Raw genomic sequence first — 16,895 nt, 5'->3', positions numbered from 1 at the left:
AAAATCTCAGCCAACAGAACACCGGTAAAAAAAAGTGATTGACCTAAAGGGAATCTCGGGCAATTTTAAAAAATAGAACCACCAACAAACCTGCCAACGCTCGGGCAATTGTGGAGAAGAATACGAAAGCATGAGTAGATCACTGGTCATCGTGGAATCGCCAGCCAAAGCGAAAACCATTAATAAGTATCTGGGACGACAGTACGTCGTGAAATCGAGTGTGGGTCACATTCGAGATCTGCCCACCAGTGGCAGTACTACCACCAAAAAGAAAGCCGCCCCTGTTTCTACTAAAGGCCTGTCTGCAGAAGAGAAGGCCCGTATAAAGAAAGAGAAAGACAAAAAGTCGCTGGTCGCGCGTATGGGCGTCGACCCAGAAAAGGACTGGCAGGCTAACTACCAGATCGTTCCTGGCAAAGAAAAGGTCGTTAACGAACTTAAAGCCTTGGCCGAAGACGCCGACACTGTCTATCTCGCAACGGATTTGGACCGCGAGGGGGAGGCAATTGCCTGGCACCTGCGGGAAATCATCGGTGGCGACGAGCAACGCTTTAAGCGCGTTGTGTTTAACGAAATTACTAAGAGCGCCATCCAAGAGGCCTTCGCCGAGCCCGGCGAGCTGAACATGGCCCGGGTTAATGCTCAGCAGGCGCGTCGCTTCCTCGACCGCGTGGTTGGCTACATGGTATCGCCGCTGCTGTGGAAGAAGATCGCCCGTGGTCTCTCTGCAGGTCGGGTACAGTCTGTTGCCGTCCGTCTTGTGGTAGAGAAAGAGCGCGAGATCAAAGCCTTTGTGCCGGAAGAGTTCTGGGACATTCACGCCGATCTGCAAACTGCCAGCAAGCAAGAACTGCGCATGGAAGTGGTGCGTTACCTGGGCAGCGCCTTTAAGCCCGTCAACCAAGAGCAGGCCGATGTTGCGGTCAAAGCGCTGGAAGCGGCGAAGTATGAGGTGGTTGGCCGTGAAGACAAGCCAACCCGCAGCAAGCCGCGGGCACCGTTTATTACCTCAACCCTGCAGCAAGCGGCGAGCACCCGCATGGGCTACGGGGTGAAACGCACCATGATGTTGGCCCAGCGCTTGTACGAAGCGGGTTACATCACCTATATGCGTACCGACTCGACCAACCTAAGTCAGGATGCGGTCGATGCAGTGCGCGGCTACATCTCGGATAACCTCGGTGAGCAGTATCTGCCTGAGCAGCCACGCCGCTACTCCAGCAAAGAGGGCGCGCAAGAGGCGCACGAAGCGATCCGTCCTTCAGACGTCAACGTGTTGGCTTCAGACTTGGGCAAAGAGATCGATGCCGATGGCCGTAAGCTCTACGAGCTGATCTGGCGCCAGTTTGTGGCCTGTCAGATGACAGATGCGCAATACGATACCACCACCATTACCGTGCAAGCCGGTGACTACCAGCTGCGCGCGAAAGGTAAGATCCTACGCTTTGCCGGTTGGACCAAGGTGCAGCCCGTTGCCAAATCCGGCAAAGACGGCGACGTGGAGCTACCTGTGCTTGAGTCGGGCGATAACCTTAATCTTGATGCAATCGATCCTAAACAGCACTTCACCAAGCCGCCGGCGCGTTACAACGAAGCCTCGCTGGTGAAAGAGCTGGAGAAGCGCGGTATTGGCCGACCTTCTACCTATGCGTCGATCATCTCAACCATTCAAGACCGTGGCTATGTGCGTACTGAAAACCGTCGTTTTTACGCCGAGAAGATGGGTGAGATTGTCTCTGAGCGCCTGTGTGAAAGCTTCAGCGACTTGATGAGCTACGACTTTACCGCCGACATGGAGCAAAAGCTCGACTTGGTGGCTGATGGCAACATCGAGTGGAAAGATACCCTGAATAACTTCTATGACGACTTTGTCGGCCAGCTATCTAAAGCCGAAGCTGACGAAGGCGGCATGCGTGCTAACACCCCGGTACTGACCGACATCAGCTGCCCAGACTGCGGCCGTCCGATGGGTATTCGTACTGCGAGTACCGGTGTGTTCTTGGGCTGTTCGGGCTATGCCCTGCCGCCAAAAGAGCGCTGTAAATGCACCATCAACCTGATCCCCGGTGAAGAAGCGGTAGCCGCCGACAGCGAGGAGCAGGAAACCGAAGCACTGCGCGCTAAAGAGCGCTGCCCAATCTGTGGCACCGCCATGGACAGCTACCTGATCGATGAAGATCGCAAGCTTCACGTTTGTGGTAACAACCCCGATTGTGAAGGCTACGTGGTTGAAAAAGGCAAGTTCAAGATCAAAGGCTACGATGGCCCAGTGGTTGAGTGTGAGAAGTGTGGCAGCGACATGCAACTGCGCACCGGTCGTTTCGGCAAGTACATGGCCTGTACCAACGAGAGCTGTGGTAATACCCGTAAGATCCTGAAAAATGGTGAAGTGGCGCCACCACGCGAAGATCCGGTACACCTGCCGGAGCTGCCGTGTGAGAAGAGCGACGCCTACTTCGTGCTGCGCGATGGCGCATCGGGCATCTTTATGGCCGCTAGTAACTTCCCACGCTCACGGGAAACTCGTGCGCCGCTGGTCGAAGAGCTGCATCGCTTCAAAGACCGCCTGCCAGCCAAGTTTATCTATCTGGCAGATGGCCCGCAGCAAGACCCAGACGGTAACAAAGCCCTGGTACGTTACTCACGTAAGACCAAGGAGCAGTACCTGAGCACTGAAGTAAACGGCAAAGCTACTGGTTGGCGCGCCTACTTCAGCGGTGGCAAGTGGGACATCGAAGACAAACGCAAGAAGCCCAAGAAGTAGGGCGGTGAATAAGCCATCTCCAGTAGGTGGCTACAAGAACTAAAAAAGCACGCCGAGGCGTGCTTTTTTGTTGGGCGTGATTCCTTTAAACAGGGACAATAGCAAAAGGGATGTTGCTAACCAAGATCTACCATTTCTTCTTAGGTTGGAACAATACATCCAGATCGTCAGCATCCTTCTCAGCCTGTTCTTCAACCGCTTGTTGACTAACACTTTTAAGCTTATCTGCCATCTCGCTGTTTAGCTGGCGCATAAAATTGAGCTTCTCTTCCAGATAAGCATCGCGGTCAGAGAGGTTGCTGAGCACGCCAATGCCTTTGTTAAGTAGTTGCCTTGCGGTGCCCCACTGACGCAGTGCCATCGCTTCCTGAGCGCGATTGAGGGCGTTTTCGATGTTAATCTTGAGTAGCATCAGCTCAAGGCGGCGATCTTCCAGTACAAAGGCTTGTGCGTTGAGCTTGCTTTTGGAGTGTTCAACGCGCAGAACGCCGCGGATCTTCTTCACCAGCTGCAGCATTTGCAGAGCATCTTTGTCGTTACCGGGCGCGCGAAAGCGTTGGTCGATCTCTTGGCTGGAAGCTTGGATCTGCTGAATCTGACCATTGGTGGCGGCCAAGCGATTCTCCAGCCCCTTTACGCCGGGATCGGTTTTCTTAATTTGCATTAGCGCATCAAGAACACGGCGGTGAAGGATCAGGATCAGCTCTTTGCTATAAGGAATGCGTGATGAGTTAAGCAGCAGCTCTTCGGTTTCGGTGATGATGGCCTTGTATTTGGCAAGCGTATGCCGGCGATCTGCTTCCTGCTGTTGTTTGAATTGCTGGACCATGTTGTAGCCGATAAGCAAAAACAGTAAGGCACCAACTCCCAGCAATATCAGTGTGACTATCATAAGACTAAACGTTACCTTGTAGTTCCATTATTTCTAAGGCAGGCAGAGAGAGAACACGCTTCCGCCAAGTTCTCCACCATTGGCCAGCGATACCTTTCCTTGCTCCCCATTGTTCGTATGCGCCAACGCGATGATTTTCGCAAAGTATAAGCCTAGTCCACTTCGGTTCTGCAAAAATTGCGCGGTGACTGCATCTTCGCTGTTGGCCAGCTCAATGATAGAGTCCGGGTAGCCATCGCCATCATCAGATACGCTGATGCTCAGCTTGTTATCGACGATCTGAGCGGAAAGCTTAATCTGATTGCGGCAATAGCGTAAGCCATTTGCCACGATATCGTTAAGTAGGTACTCAAGTAGTATCGGATCGCAGTACCAGGTGAGATCGGGGTCAACGTCAATCTCGAGGGTTTTGCCCAAGCTGCCAACGAGTCCTTGGTGGTTACTGGCTAAGTCGACCAGCAGGTCATCGAGCAGTACTTCTTCGATACTTAGCGTCATCTGCTGCTTATCGTAACGGTAGAGTGCAAGGAGCTGCATCAGGCTGCCGTTTACTCGATTGACCTCGTAGTGCAAGCGCGACAACTGGTCACTGTTGCTAAGGCCTAGGGCTGAAGACTCACGGGCTAGAGACTCGGTTGTCTGAGTCAGCATCGATAGTGAGTTCTTCATGTCATGCACGGCAGTGGCGAGTACCGTAGAGAAGTCTAATTTTTCGTTATTTGCCATCAAGTTAGTCTATAGTTTGACCGTAGCCACAGTGTAACTGAAGGGAAGGTTGCAAGCAAAATCAAAGGCTTTGCACTCGCTCTGATGTCATCTATCAATTAACCCCTATACAGCGTTGTTAGTATGCAATTTCCAGAACTTGAACATTTGGAAAGGCTGATTAATGACTACCCCCAGCATATGCAGGTGGGCGTGCTGTGCCGCGTTGGCGAGCTGCGCTACCCGGTTTATCACCTTCGCCTTGGAAATGCGCCCCCCGATGCGCCTGCACTTTGCTTGGTGGGCGGGGTGCACGGCGTTGAGCGGATTGGTACCCAAGTGGTGTTGGCCTTTTTGCAAAGCTTGCTGGAGCGCCTAAGCTGGGATGCCCAGTTACATGAGCAGCTAGAGCGACTGCGCCTCTATTTCGTGCCCTTGGTTAATCCAAGCGGTATGCACACGCAGCGAAGGGCCAATGGCAATGGCGTGGATCTGATGCGCAATGCCCCGGTTGAGTCAGATTCGGCGCTGTGGCTGATAGGCGGGCATCGAATCAGTGCGTGTCTGCCTTGGTATCGCGGAGCAGCAGGCCAAGCGATGGAGCCGGAGGCCCAGCACTTGCTGGAATTCGTGATGCAACACGTTGTAGAGTCCAGCCCTAGCACGCTGCTGCTCGACTTACACAGCGGCTTTGGCACCCACGACCGCATCTGGTTTCCCTTGGCTTGCTCAAAAACACCGATTCCCCACCTGGCGCAGGTGTATCAGTTGCGCGAGCTGTTCTTTCGAAGCTATCCCCACCAAGCTTATTTGTTCGAGCCCCAAGCACTTCATTACTGCACCCACGGCGATATCTGGGATTATGCCTATGGCGATAGCCTTGATAAGGGCAAGACGCTCATCCCCTTAACGCTGGAAATGGGCTCTTGGCGATGGCTAAAGAAAAACCCCTTGCAGCTGTTTTCTTCCTTGGGGCTGTATCATCCAATGAAGCCACACCGCGTGCAGCGGGTGTTGCGCCGGCATTTGGTGCTAATGGATTTTCTTATGCGCGCGGCGATCAGCTACCCGCAATGGCAAAGCAGTGACAATACCGAGCAGTTGCGTCGTGACGCGTTGGCGTTTTGGTACAGAGAGGTTGAGCGATGACTGCCGATATCGTGCTTATCAGAGGTATCTTTCGTAATCAGGCGCATTGGCTGGACTGGCCGGAGCGGCTAGCGGCGCGCTTCCCGGGCTCACAAGTGATCTGTGTTGACCTGCCTGGCAACGGCAGACTCAATCACTTAGCGAGTCCGCTTAACAGCTATAGCGCCTGTCAAAGCTTTCGCATTCAAGTGCGCTTGCAGCAACCCAAGCCAAGGCCTTTGCATTTGGTGGCAATTTCGATGGGGGCGATGTTGGCGCTGGATTGGCAGCGCCGCTATCCCCATGAAATTGCTAGCTTGACCTTGATGAACACCAGCGTAGCCAACCTGTCATTGCCACATCAGCGATTAAACTGGACGATTTGGTGGCGTTTACTCCCGCTGTTGTGGTCGGGCACCGAGGCCAGCGAGCGGAGGATCTTAGCGCTTACCAGTAATGCGCAGTCAGCTCGGGAACGCGCGCTAGCGGGGTTTATCGACGCAAAGCGGCGCTATCCGCTCACTGGGATAAACATGCTGAGGCAGGTAGTGCTGGCCAGCAAACTTCGCGCATTGCACACGCCGCACTGTCCCTGCTTGCTGGTGAGTTCCGAGCAAGACCGACTGGTCTCTGCGCGTTGCAGCGAAGTACTCGCCAAGTTTCTTGGCGCGTCGGTGTGTCGTCATCCATGGGCTGGGCATGATTTGCCTCTCGATGCGCCTACCTGGCTGGAACAGCGGCTGGAAATTTGGTTGGCTGAAACAACTTGAGTGTTATTGAGTTGGTTTCGTTCGATTTTGCAGCGATTCGCCAACCTTCAAGCTGCGGAGGTGATTTTGCCGCAAAATCCACGTAAGATTCGCCAGCAATCAGGATTTAAGCGATGACTAAAAGACTTTTTCTTCTCTCCTTGCTGCTTGTTACCAGTGTGGGTAATGCAGCAAATCAGCTCACTATCACCGGTACTGAGGGCGCATACCTTGAGCTGCGCTTGGCGCTGGACAATCTTCAACATACCCAGCTCTCTTCCCAAGACAAATCCGGCGATGCCCAGCGCTTGGTGGCGCGCATTCAAACTCAGCAGTGCTTTGCAGATACCCTAAACCGGTTGCTCGGTAGCGTGCTGGTGGTAGATATCCGCACTCCGAAAGCGCTCAGCGGCCCGAACATGCAGGGTCAGATAGATGGCTGGCAGATAGAGATTGGCTTTGACCCCAGCTGTGAGGATCAGCTTGTGCAGATCTTACTGCCCTTCGAGCAGGGCTTTGATTCGCAATGGGGGCGTATCGCCTCTGAGTCCAGCGCGTGTTGCGGCGAGATCCGCCAGGCCAATGGCTTCTTTATGCTGCACCATAGTAACGATACCTACCTGCTTACGCCCATCGAACCGACACCTGAACGTGCCCAGCGCTACTGGCGCAATTTTTACGCGCGTTAGTTAGTGAAGCGCCGCTTGTCGCGAAAATGTCACACTACTGTCACCAAAGTTTGATTAGCTCGGTGCCAGTTCTGCGTGACAAATCGAGACCGTGGCAAAGTTAAAAAAGCTGAAGCGATATCAGTACGAGCGCTATGCCATCCTATGTCGGTTGGCCTACCCAAATAACGACATCGAACAGTACCCGTTAAGCGAATTTGGTATTCGCGAGATCTTTGACCGCTGGGGAAGGCCTACGGTGCGCGTGTTTTGGCAAGCGCACAAAGAAGAAGTGATCGTGGTGTTTCGCGGCTCTTTATCGCTCTCTGACTGGCTGACCAACCTCTACTTCGTGCCAGTGACCTACCAACAAGGCGAAGTGAAGTACAAGATTCACGCTGGCTATCAGAGATTGCTAAGCCAAATTAGCTGCCCGCCTGATCGCGTTGACACCATCAAAACCGTCGAGCAAGAGATTATTGATACCCTCACGCCACTGGTGGAGCAGGGCAAGCGGGTCAGTCTAACCGGCCACTCTTCGGGCGGAGCAATGTCGGTACTGTTGGCCGATCGCCTTGAGCGCCGTTGGCATGGCTGTATTAAACGGGTGGTCACCTTTGGCCAGCCCAGTTGTGGGCTTTGGAGCTTTAAGCGTGGTTATTGCTTGCATCGGCGAACCTATCGGGTGGTGTGTGACCTCGATGTGGTGAGTTTTCTTCCGCCGCTGCCGATGGTGTATTGGCACGTTGGCCGAATGCTGTGGCTACACAACGAGAAGATCTACGAGAATACCTCCGCGGTATTCCGCTTTAGTAAATCGCTGCTCAGTTGGTTGATGATGCCCATCAGCTATCACTTCATGCGCAAGTATATTCGCAACAAAGACTTATTTGACGAACATTGAGCAAGTGCACGCTTTGGGTATCTGGTTTAGGGAACGAAGAACTATCGTTACCTTCGCTGCGTCTAACTATTGACAAACCCAACTGCATTGGAGCGTCATTATGGTCACGCCATCACCGCCGATCCGCACTCACTTTGTCGCACCTGCCCGAGTATGGTCACCCGCGAGTCGGGTGATTGCCACGAAAAAGCCCTTAGAAAAAACTGAAGATAGAGCGATTACCTGTTTTGCGGGGCAAGGTCATGCAGTGAGAGGGCGCTAGTTCTAGATAGGCCGTTGTGCGGTTATAGCTTATAGCGGATACGCATTTCTCAGCGCGCGCTCAGATGCTTAGCATGGTCACTCAAGGAGGACCTATGCTGGGTAGAGTAGTTTTAGTGTTGCTGGTGATTGTTAGCTTGTTCGCTGCCGCCAGTAGTTCAGGATTAAGCAAGGCGCTGTTTGAGCTGGTGGGCTTTGTGTCGGTGGCGGTCTTACTGGTCCAGTATGTGCGTCGCCGTGAGGGAGGCCGCTAGTACAACCTCCCGTTTAGCAAACTCGCAACGGTTAATAGGCGACTAGCTCAAAAGCTGCAGCTCTTCGAAAATGGCCGGGCGCATTACCTTCGCAACCCGCCGCCCTTCGGCCATCGCCTCTTCGGCGCGATGAAAGTCCATCACACCAATCTCTCCCAGTTTAGGATTCAACAGCACTTCCGGTGGATCGCCCGCCATACGTGCACGCGCCAAACGCTCTTGCATAATATCGATAGACGCCGACATCACACCCACCATGCCGGGCGAGCGCGCATCGTTGTTGAGGTTAACCTTGGTGAGCATCGAGTTGATAAAGTCTTTGCCACCACCGAGCAGGCGCCAAAAGCCGTTGTCTGGATCATCTGGCGTACTGGGCTGTACCAGACCGCCGTTCTCCGAGCGCAACAATGACTCACTGCGATGATAGCTATTCAAGTTAACCGCAATCACCAGCTCCGCCCCCAAGGCGCGACAGAGCGCGACCGGCACGGGGTTAACCACCGCGCCATCGACCAGCCACTGGCCATTGCGTTGGAATGGGGCCATCAGGCCGGGCATGGCGCAAGACGCGCGCACCGCGTCGCGCACCTTACCTTGCTGTAGCCAGATCTCGCGACCAGTCTCGAGATCGGTGGCAACACAGGCGAAACGATGGGGGAGGTCTTCGATGTTAGAGGAGCCGAGCTGCTGCTCTGCGGCGTCAAATACTTTGTCGCCGGTGACCAGCCCGCCCTTGTGCAGAGAAAAATCCATTAAGTTGAACACGTCCCAACTCGACAGTCCCAAGGCCCATTTCTCGAGTGTATCGAGTTGACCGCCGGCGTAAGCTGCGCCAACCAACGAGCCGATTGAGCAGCCGGCGATCACGCTGGGTCGAATGCCCATCTCTTCGAGTTCTCTGATGACACCGAGGTGTGCCCAGCCGCGGGCGGCGCCGCTGCCTAGTGCAAGTCCGATTACTGGCTTTCGCTCTGCCATGGGATTTCCTGTTGCATGTGATGAGTTAGAACTGAGAAAGCACCAATAGCGCTGAGTGAGCCCACTGCTATTGGGTGATAGGGCTATGATGCGCGAACAAGTCCTTGAAAGTCCATAGCTTTGTAAAGGGCTTTGTTTAGCTGAATGTCGCAGATTGAGTGAGCTACCTCAGAGCGCCTGAACAAAATAACTGGATAAATATCCAGGTGGTTTGTTAAGCTTACTGCAGATTTTTACAGTAAGAGACCTTTCCGTGATCGCGCAACTATCTGGAACACTGATTGAAAAGGCCCCACCGTTTGTGGTCATCGATGTAAATGGCTTGGGCTATGAAGTTCAGCTACCGATGAACTGCTTTTATCAACTACCGGAGCTAGAGCAACCAGTTAAGCTACTGACCCATTTTATCGTTCGCGAAGATGCTCAGCTGCTATACGGTTTTAACGATCACCAGTCCAGAACCCTGTTTCGTGAGCTGATTAAGGTCAACGGAGTAGGTCCAAAGGTGGCCTTGGCCATTCTCTCTGGGCTTACCAGCGAACAGTTTATCCATGCGGTGCAATACGACGATGTTAGCTCCTTGGTGAAGGTGCCGGGTATTGGTAAAAAGACTGCAGAGCGTTTACTGGTTGAGATGAAGGACCGCCTGAAGAATCTGGTGGCGGAACTACCGGCTACGCCAATTGCCGACAGTATGGCGGTCAACGGTGACCTGTCGTTCCCGGTTAATGCGGATGCCAGAGCCGAAGCGCTGGCGGCACTGGAGAGCCTCGGCTACAAGTCGGCTCAGGCCGACAAGCTGGTGAAAGCCTGTTATCGTGAAGGCATGTCCAGTGAAGAGTTGATCCGCGATGCGCTTAAGGCCGCGTTGTAAGGAAAGCACATGATTGAAGCCGATCGTATCATCAGTGCCAGCGCCATTAACGAAGAAGAAACCGTTGATCGCGCGATCCGCCCCAAGCGCTTGGCCGATTACACCGGTCAGCCGGTGGTGGTGGAGCAGCTAGAAATCTTTATCGAAGCGGCCAAGCGCCGTGACGATGCCCTCGACCACTTGTTGGTATTCGGGCCACCTGGTCTGGGTAAAACCACCTTGGCTAACATCATCGCCAACGAGTTGGGCGTGAATATCAAGACCACCTCCGGGCCGGTTTTGGAAAAAGCCGGCGATCTAGCCGCGCTTCTTACCAACTTAGAGCCGGGCGATGTGTTGTTTATCGATGAAATCCATCGCCTTAGCGCGGTGGTCGAAGAGGTGCTTTATCCGGCAATGGAAGACTATCAGCTGGATATCATGATTGGCGAGGGGCCTGCTGCCCGCTCAATCAAGTTGGACTTACCGCCGTTTACTTTGATTGGCGCAACCACACGCGCTGGCATGCTTACCTCGCCGCTACGCGACCGTTTCGGTATTGTGCAGCGGCTCGAGTACTACCGCACTGAAGATCTTGCCACTATCGTCAGTCGCAGTGCTCATTACCTGAACGTCGGCCTGGACCAAGAGGGCGCGTTTGAGGTGGCCAGACGCTCGCGAGGCACGCCACGGATTGCCAACCGCTTGCTACGTCGGGTACGTGATTTTGCCGAGGTAAAACATGAAGGCAAGATCGACCAGCAGATCGCCGCACAGTCCTTGGAACTGCTGAACGTCGACAGCGCTGGCTTTGATTACATGGACCGTAAACTGCTCGAGGCGATTATCGACAAGTTTGGCGGTGGGCCGGTGGGCTTGGATAACCTGGCCGCTGCCATCGGTGAAGACAAGGAAACCATCGAGGATGTGCTTGAGCCTTTCTTGATCCAGCAAGGCTACATTCAACGCACGCCACGCGGGCGCATCGCCTCAGACCGTGCCTATCTACACCTTGGTTTAGATCGCAAAAAGTAACTTTTCGGAGCTGCAGAAGTGCTTGATTAGCCGCCTATTAAGACAAATTAGTCATAATTTAGGCAGTTAACACTGGAATTGGACGATGCAGCTCAAAATGTTGGCCTTGCTTCTTAACCTGTAGGACTGCGCTGTGTATAGTAGTTTGCGCTGCAAGTTAACGAGATAGTCAATGTCTAGTTTAGCCGTTCGAGTCTATTACGAAGATACCGACGCTGGTGGTGTGGTCTACCACGCCAACCACATCAAATATTTTGAGCGCGCGCGCACCGAGTGGTTGCGTGAGCGCGGCTATGACCAGGATCGTCTGATGGAAGATGATCTGTGCTTTGTTGTCCGCGATCTCGCGGTGCAATACCGACGTCCCGCCCTGTTTAATGACTTGCTGCAAGTCACCACCGAAGTTTCTGAAGTAAAGCGCGCATCAGTGCGCTTTTCCCAAGCCATTTTCAACTCTCAGCAACAACTGATTGCCGAAGCGACTGTAACGGTTGCCAGTGTTGCGCTATCTGCCATGAAAGCTTGTGCTTTACCGGCTGAAATTAAAGAGGAATTCATCCGTGCACGCTAATATGTCGATCCTTGGGCTTTTCTGGCTCGCCAGTCCATTGGTCAAAGTGATTATGCTGGCGCTGCTTGCCATGTCAGTGGCCTCGTGGGCCATGATCATCAACCGCATTAAAACCTACAAAAACGCCAAGGGTTCGGTGAAACGTTTTGAAGAGCGTTTTTGGTCCGGTGTTGATCTCAATAAACTCTACCAAGAAGCGAACGCCCGCTCAGATCAGTTGCAGGGCATGGAGCAGATTTTCCATTCTGGCTTCCGCGAGTATATCCGCCTGCACAAAAGCGGCACCAAGAGTGTCGATGCGGTGCTGGAAGGCAGCTACCGCAGCATGCGCGTTTCCGTGTCGCGCGAGGTTGAGTCCCTGGAAAACCACCTACCTACACTGGGCAGCATGGGCATGATCAGTCCTTACATTGGTCTGTTCGGCACCGTGTGGGGGGTTATGAACGCCTTCGTTGCGCTGGGGGAAGTACAGCAAGCAACGCTGGCGATGGTGGCGCCGGGTATGGCGGAATCGCTGATCGTGACCGCTGTGGGCCTGTTTGTCGCTATCCCAGCTGTAACCGCGTACAACCGCTTTACTGCAGCAGTGGCCAAGCTTGAGAACGACTACGTTAACTTTATGGACGAGTTCTCGGGCATCTTGCATCGTCAGGCGCATGCGTCGGGCAACTAGGGGCTTGTGATGAACCAATATCGCCGTACCCGTCGCAGAACCGAAGCCACCATCAACATCGTGCCTTACGTGGATGTATTGTTCGTGCTGTTGGTGATCTTTATGGTGACCGCACCGCTGATCACCCAAGGGGTGAAAGTTGATCTGCCGCAGGGCAGTGCCGAGCCCCTGCCAGAAGAGAGCAACGCGCCACTGGTCGCCTCTGTGGACGAAAATGGCCTTTACTACCTCGACACTGGTGGCGATAACGATGATTCGCAGATCTTATCGGCCGATGATATCCAGGCGTTGGTGATCGCCCATCTGCAACTTAATCCGGATGCGCCGGTGGTGGTGCGTGGCGATAAGAACGTTCGTTACGAGCAAGTAATTAATCTGATGGTGCTGTTGCAAGAAGCAGGTGTGCCCTCAGTGGGTTTGATGACTCAACCAGAGAACTAGAAGCAGGGTAGCCTTGAAGTTTAAGTTTGGTACTTCATTATTTCTTTCCACCGTGTTGCACTGTGTTGTCCTCGGCGTGTTACTGTGGTCGGTAAATATTGAGCGGGTAAAAATGAAGCCTAAGCCCAGTGCGCCGGTCATTAATGCGGTGGCTGTTCAGCAGTCACAGATTGATGCCCATGTTGAGCAACTGAGGCAACAGCAGCAGCAAAAACAGCAGGCGGAACAGGCGCGCATCGAAAAAGCTGAACGAGAAGCGGAACTTGCGCGCCGTCAGCGCATCGAAGAAGAGAAGCGCATCCGTGAGCTGGAACTGAAAAAACGTCAACAAGAACAAGAACAAGCGCGCGCCGAAGAGCAAGCGCGCCGGGCTCGCGAAAAGCAGCGCCTTGAAGAAGAGCGTGCAAAGCAAGCTGAAGCCGAGCGCAAGCTACAAGAAGAGCAGCGCCGTATCGCTGAAGCTGAACGCAAGAAGCAGGAAGAGCAAAAACGCATCGCCGAAGCGGAAGCCCAGAAGGCTGAAGAGGTTCGCCAGCGCAAGCTAGAAGAACAGCGCCAGGCGGAAGAAGCTGCCCGTAAGGCTGAAGAGGAACGCATCGCCAAAGAGCAGGCTGCTAAAGAGGCCGCCGAGCGAGCCGCTGCCGCCGAGGCCGAGCGGGTTCGCCAAGAACAAATCGCTCAGCAGGAAGCGGCCTTTGAGCAGCAGATGCAGCAAGAAATGGCCGCAGAGAACAGCGCTCGCCAGCAGCGCCGAGTGCTCTCTGAGGTTGAACGATATCGGGCTTTGATTTTGTCGGCCATCCAGCGCAACTGGCGCACCGACAACAGTATGCAAGGCAAAGAATGTAAGCTCGAGCTGCGGCTCGCGCCATCCGGGTTCGTGATTTCCGTGGACCAGGGAGTAGGGGACAGACGCGTTTGTGAATCTGCCGTCAGGGCGGTAAACAGTGTTAACAGTTTACCAGTGTCGGACGACCCAGAAGTGTTTGCGCAAATGCGAAATATTACGCTTATCTTAAGACCGGAATAATAGGAATGATGAAAAGACTGATGCTGACGTTTGGCCTGTGGCTATGCAGTATTGCAGGGGCTCAAGCCAGTTTGGAAATTGTCATCACCGAGGGCGTTGACAGCGCTCGTCCCATCGGGGTTATCCCCTTTGATTGGCAAGGCTTTGGCGATGTGCCTCTAGACATCTCCAAGGTGGTTGCCGACGACCTACGTCGCAGCGGCGCGTTTAACCCCATCGCGGTCAATCAAATGCCACAAACCCCGAAAGACGACAGCGAAGTAGACTTCGATGCGTGGGCGGCATTAGGCGTTGAGGCGGTGCTTGTGGGCAGCGTGGTTGCGGCTGAGCAAGAAGGCCAGTACACCGTCAGCTACACCTTGGTGGATATCCTGCGTGGGCAAGCATCGGGCAATCAAGAGCTGCGCGATGGCGTGTTGGTTCAGACCTATGACCATGTGCTATTGGATCGCTTCCGCACCGTTAGTGAGCCGCAGATGCGCCAGATGGGGCACCTGATTTCGGATCGCGTTTACCAAGCCTTGACCGGCGAGCGAGGTGCGTTCTTAACCCGCATCGCCTATGTGGTGGTCGATGAGAACGCCAGTTATCCCTACCAGCTGCGCGTGGCAGACTACGACGGCTACAATGAAAGCACCTTGTTACGCTCGCAAGAGCCGCTGATGTCGCCTTCATGGTCGCCAGATGGCCGTAAGCTAGCTTATGTGAGCTTTGAGAACCGTAAAGCCGAGATCTACATCCACGATATCTACAACCAGCAGCGTGAGCTGGTCAGCTCCTTCCCGGGGATTAATGGTGCACCGCAGTGGTCACCGGATGGTAACTCGCTGGCCTTAGTATTATCTAAAGGTGGTCAGCCAGATATCTATGTGATGGATCTGGAGACAAAGCAGCTTCGTCAGCTAACCAAAGGCCGCCGTATTGATACCGAGCCGACTTGGATGCCTTCTGGCAAAGAGCTGCTGTTTACTTCAGAGCGTGGCGGTAACCCGCAAATCTACAGCGTAAACCTCGATAGCAACCGCATTAAGCGTGTGACTTGGGAAGGCGATATGAACCTAGGCGGCAGTGTGGTACCCGATGGCTCTGCGCTGGTGATGGTAAGCCGCGTAAACGGCGAGTTCCGCATCTCGCGCCAGGACTTCGATACAGGATATGTACAAGTGTTAACGCGTACGCGTTTGGATGAGTCACCAACTGTTGCGCCCAATGGCAGCATGATCATGTACTCCACCGTAGCCGGTGGAAAACAAGTGCTGGCCTTGGTATCAATGGATGGTCGATTTAAGGCAACCCTACCGGCGAAGGCGGGCAACGTCCGCGCGCCAGCATGGTCGCCGTTTCTTAACTAGAAAACCTTAATAAGGAAAATAATAATGCAATTAAAAGATCTGTTGAAAGCAGCATGTTTAGGTGTAGCTGCGCTGGGTCTAGTGGCATGTAGCTCTAACTCAGTAACCGACAGTGACGTTAGCTCACAAGAAAGCACTGGTGGCAGCCAACAAGTAGGCGAAGGCGCGCAACAAGGTGGTGCTGACGTTGAGATTGATGGTGTATCGCCAATCCTGACTGCAGAAGAGCAAGAACGCCAGCGCGTTGAAGCTATGCGTCAGGAAAGCCAAGTGGTTTACTTCGAATTCGACCGCTCTGAAATTAGCGGTGAGTTCATTGAAATTCTAGAAGCACACGCTGCATACCTGCTAGACAACCCATCGGTAACCGTTCTGATTGAAGGTCACACCGATGAGCGCGGTACGCCTGAGTACAACGTTGCCTTGGGCGAGCGTCGTGCTAAAGCTGTAGCTCGTCACCTGCAAAGCCTAGGTGTGCTGGCTTCACAAATCTCAACCGTAAGCTACGGCCAAGAAAAGCCAGTGAACAGCTCGCATACTGAAGCTGCTTGGGCTGCTAACCGTCGCGCGGTTCTCGTTTACTAATCTCGTGTTAGGCGATTGACTATGAGAATTAAGACTATTGCGGCTACCTTGGTAGCCGCTTTATTTTCTACCCACGCCACAGCCGCCGCTCCGGTGGTTGATGCCAGTGGTACAGACGCCTCTGAAACGCCCCGTGTGGCCGTGACCAGTGATTTGACGGTGACCCAGCGGGTAGAGCGCTTAGAGCGCATGCTAACCGCGCGTAATCAGGTTCAGCTGGATATGCAAAACCAACTGGATGAGCTGCTCGATAGCGTAGCGGTTCTGATGGGCCAGATGGAGCAAAATGATTACGAAATGCAGCAGATGGTGCAGCGCCAGCGCGAAATCTACCAAGAGTTGGACCGACGCTTCGCCCAGCTAAATACCGCTGCCGCAAAGCCTCAAGTTCAAGCGCCAGTTGCTAGCGCCAATGAAGATGAAGCCTACGACGCGGCTGTGGCCTTGGTGATGGAGCAGCGTGACTACGACGCGGCGATACCGGCGTTTGAAGCGTTTATTAGCAGCTACCCTGAGTCAGGCTATGCCTCGAACGCTCACTATTGGTTGGGCCAGCTACACTTTACCCGTGGCCAGCGCGATCAAGCCTCTACCCAATTCGAAATTGTGGTCGATCGTTTCCCTGAATCTAACAAAGCAGCAGAGTCCTTACTAAAATTAGGCACCATTGCCACTTTCAATAGTGATCAAGGAAAAGCCAAGCAGTATTTTGAGCGGGTTTTGAGTGAGTATCCGGGAAGCAGTGCAGCCGGTTTAGCAGAAAAAGAATTGGCCAAGCTTGGTTAAATAAGCGCTTGAAAAGCTGTAATTTTCAGCAAAATGTTCGGCTTTTCATCGGATGCGTTTATTAAACCGCCGCTTGGAAAAAAAGATGCAAAATTAAGTTGCACACGAACGCTAAATCCGTATCATAGGCCGCCGTTGAGACGGGGTAGGCAGCAAGCCTGAAACGGGTCAACTTTGAAAGATAAAATGTGGGTCGTTAGCTCAGTTGGTAGAGCAGTTGACTTTTAATCAATTGGTCGAAGGTTCAAATCCTTCACGACCCACCA

At 53.6% G+C, this 16,895-nt stretch carries 18 protein-coding genes and 1 tRNA gene; 16 read left to right on the top strand and 3 right to left on the bottom strand.

The features are described 5' to 3' along the window. Positions 1-130: 130 nt before the first annotated feature. Positions 131-2,764, top strand: a complete 2,634-nt coding sequence (gene topA / locus G461_RS0115335; RefSeq protein ID WP_026972497.1) for a type I DNA topoisomerase — start codon at positions 131-133, stop codon at positions 2,762-2,764. A gap of 127 nt (positions 2,765-2,891) precedes the next feature. Here topA and G461_RS0115330 read toward each other — a convergent pair whose 3' ends face one another. Both G461_RS0115330 and G461_RS0115325 read right to left on the bottom strand, forming a co-directional pair. Next, positions 2,892-3,656 (bottom strand): hypothetical protein, encoded by a 765-nt coding sequence (locus tag G461_RS0115330; protein WP_026972496.1) that lies wholly within the window; start codon positions 3,654-3,656, stop codon positions 2,892-2,894. Positions 3,657-3,689: 33 nt separating this feature from the next. After that, entirely contained in the window at positions 3,690-4,382 is a 693-nt protein-coding gene (locus tag G461_RS0115325) for a sensor histidine kinase (protein ID WP_026972495.1), read from the bottom strand. A gap of 123 nt (positions 4,383-4,505) precedes the next feature. Between G461_RS0115325 and G461_RS0115320 the strand changes: the two genes are divergently transcribed. From G461_RS0115320 to G461_RS26145, 5 genes are all read left to right on the top strand, one after another. Then, a complete protein-coding gene (locus G461_RS0115320; RefSeq protein WP_026972494.1) occupies positions 4,506-5,510 on the top strand; it encodes a M14 family zinc carboxypeptidase in 1,005 nt (334 codons plus the stop codon). After that, positions 5,507-6,259, top strand: coding sequence for an alpha/beta fold hydrolase (locus G461_RS24415; protein WP_035480438.1), 753 nt, complete (start codon positions 5,507-5,509; stop codon positions 6,257-6,259). Before G461_RS0115320 ends, G461_RS24415 begins: the two co-directional genes overlap by 4 nt. A gap of 113 nt (positions 6,260-6,372) precedes the next feature. Beyond that, the gene (locus tag G461_RS0115310; protein ID WP_157360334.1) at positions 6,373-6,927 is read left to right on the top strand and encodes a hypothetical protein; all 555 of its coding nucleotides are present in this window, start codon (positions 6,373-6,375) and stop codon (positions 6,925-6,927) included. A 91-nt stretch (positions 6,928-7,018) separates the two neighbouring features. Next, positions 7,019-7,810 (top strand): lipase family protein, encoded by a 792-nt coding sequence (locus tag G461_RS0115305; protein WP_035480437.1) that lies wholly within the window; start codon positions 7,019-7,021, stop codon positions 7,808-7,810. A gap of 356 nt (positions 7,811-8,166) precedes the next feature. Beyond that, positions 8,167-8,325, top strand: coding sequence for a hypothetical protein (locus G461_RS26145; RefSeq protein ID WP_157360333.1), 159 nt, complete (start codon positions 8,167-8,169; stop codon positions 8,323-8,325). Between the two features lie 42 nt (positions 8,326-8,367). On the opposite strand, the gene rssA is transcribed toward G461_RS26145, so the two are convergent. Then, complete coding sequence (rssA, locus tag G461_RS0115295) at positions 8,368-9,303, bottom strand: patatin-like phospholipase RssA (RefSeq protein WP_026960316.1); 936 nt, start codon at positions 9,301-9,303, stop codon at positions 8,368-8,370. A gap of 253 nt (positions 9,304-9,556) precedes the next feature. Here rssA and ruvA point away from each other — a divergent pair, with 253 nt between their 5' ends. From ruvA to G461_RS0115245, 10 genes are all read left to right on the top strand, one after another. Next, the gene (gene ruvA, locus G461_RS0115290; RefSeq protein ID WP_026972491.1) at positions 9,557-10,177 is read left to right on the top strand and encodes a Holliday junction branch migration protein RuvA; all 621 of its coding nucleotides are present in this window, start codon (positions 9,557-9,559) and stop codon (positions 10,175-10,177) included. Between the two features lie 9 nt (positions 10,178-10,186). Then, complete coding sequence (gene ruvB, locus G461_RS0115285; protein ID WP_026972490.1) at positions 10,187-11,191, top strand: Holliday junction branch migration DNA helicase RuvB; 1,005 nt, start codon at positions 10,187-10,189, stop codon at positions 11,189-11,191. 172 nt (positions 11,192-11,363) lie between these two features. Beyond that, the gene (gene ybgC / locus G461_RS0115280) at positions 11,364-11,762 is read left to right on the top strand and encodes a tol-pal system-associated acyl-CoA thioesterase (protein ID WP_026960319.1); all 399 of its coding nucleotides are present in this window, start codon (positions 11,364-11,366) and stop codon (positions 11,760-11,762) included. Further along, positions 11,752-12,435: a protein TolQ gene (gene tolQ, locus G461_RS0115275; protein ID WP_026960320.1), complete on the top strand. Its 684-nt coding sequence runs from the start codon at positions 11,752-11,754 to the stop codon at positions 12,433-12,435. Before ybgC ends, tolQ begins: the two co-directional genes overlap by 11 nt. A 9-nt stretch (positions 12,436-12,444) precedes the next feature. Further along, positions 12,445-12,876 carry a protein TolR gene (tolR, locus tag G461_RS0115270; protein ID WP_026960321.1) on the top strand — a complete coding sequence of 144 codons (432 nt, stop codon included), beginning with the start codon at positions 12,445-12,447 and terminating at the stop codon, positions 12,874-12,876. A 13-nt stretch (positions 12,877-12,889) separates the two neighbouring features. Then, positions 12,890-13,906 (top strand): cell envelope integrity protein TolA, encoded by a 1,017-nt coding sequence (tolA, locus tag G461_RS25595; protein WP_026972489.1) that lies wholly within the window; start codon positions 12,890-12,892, stop codon positions 13,904-13,906. Positions 13,907-13,911: 5 nt separating this feature from the next. Further along, a complete protein-coding gene (gene tolB / locus G461_RS0115260; RefSeq protein ID WP_026972488.1) occupies positions 13,912-15,258 on the top strand; it encodes a Tol-Pal system beta propeller repeat protein TolB in 1,347 nt (448 codons plus the stop codon). A gap of 24 nt (positions 15,259-15,282) precedes the next feature. Further along, entirely contained in the window at positions 15,283-15,843 is a 561-nt protein-coding gene (pal, locus tag G461_RS0115255) for a peptidoglycan-associated lipoprotein Pal (RefSeq protein ID WP_026972487.1), read from the top strand. Positions 15,844-15,864: 21 nt separating this feature from the next. Further along, the gene (gene ybgF, locus G461_RS0115250) at positions 15,865-16,629 is read left to right on the top strand and encodes a tol-pal system protein YbgF (protein WP_035480436.1); all 765 of its coding nucleotides are present in this window, start codon (positions 15,865-15,867) and stop codon (positions 16,627-16,629) included. Between the two features lie 190 nt (positions 16,630-16,819). After that, positions 16,820-16,895 (top strand) — tRNA-Lys (locus G461_RS0115245).

Origin of the sequence: Aliagarivorans marinus DSM 23064 (assembly GCF_000429485.1) — a bacterium.
GTDB lineage: Bacteria > Pseudomonadota > Gammaproteobacteria > Enterobacterales > Celerinatantimonadaceae > Aliagarivorans > Aliagarivorans marinus.
Note: the sequence above shows the minus strand (reverse complement) of the source record. Positions and strands in the feature narration are given on the sequence as shown.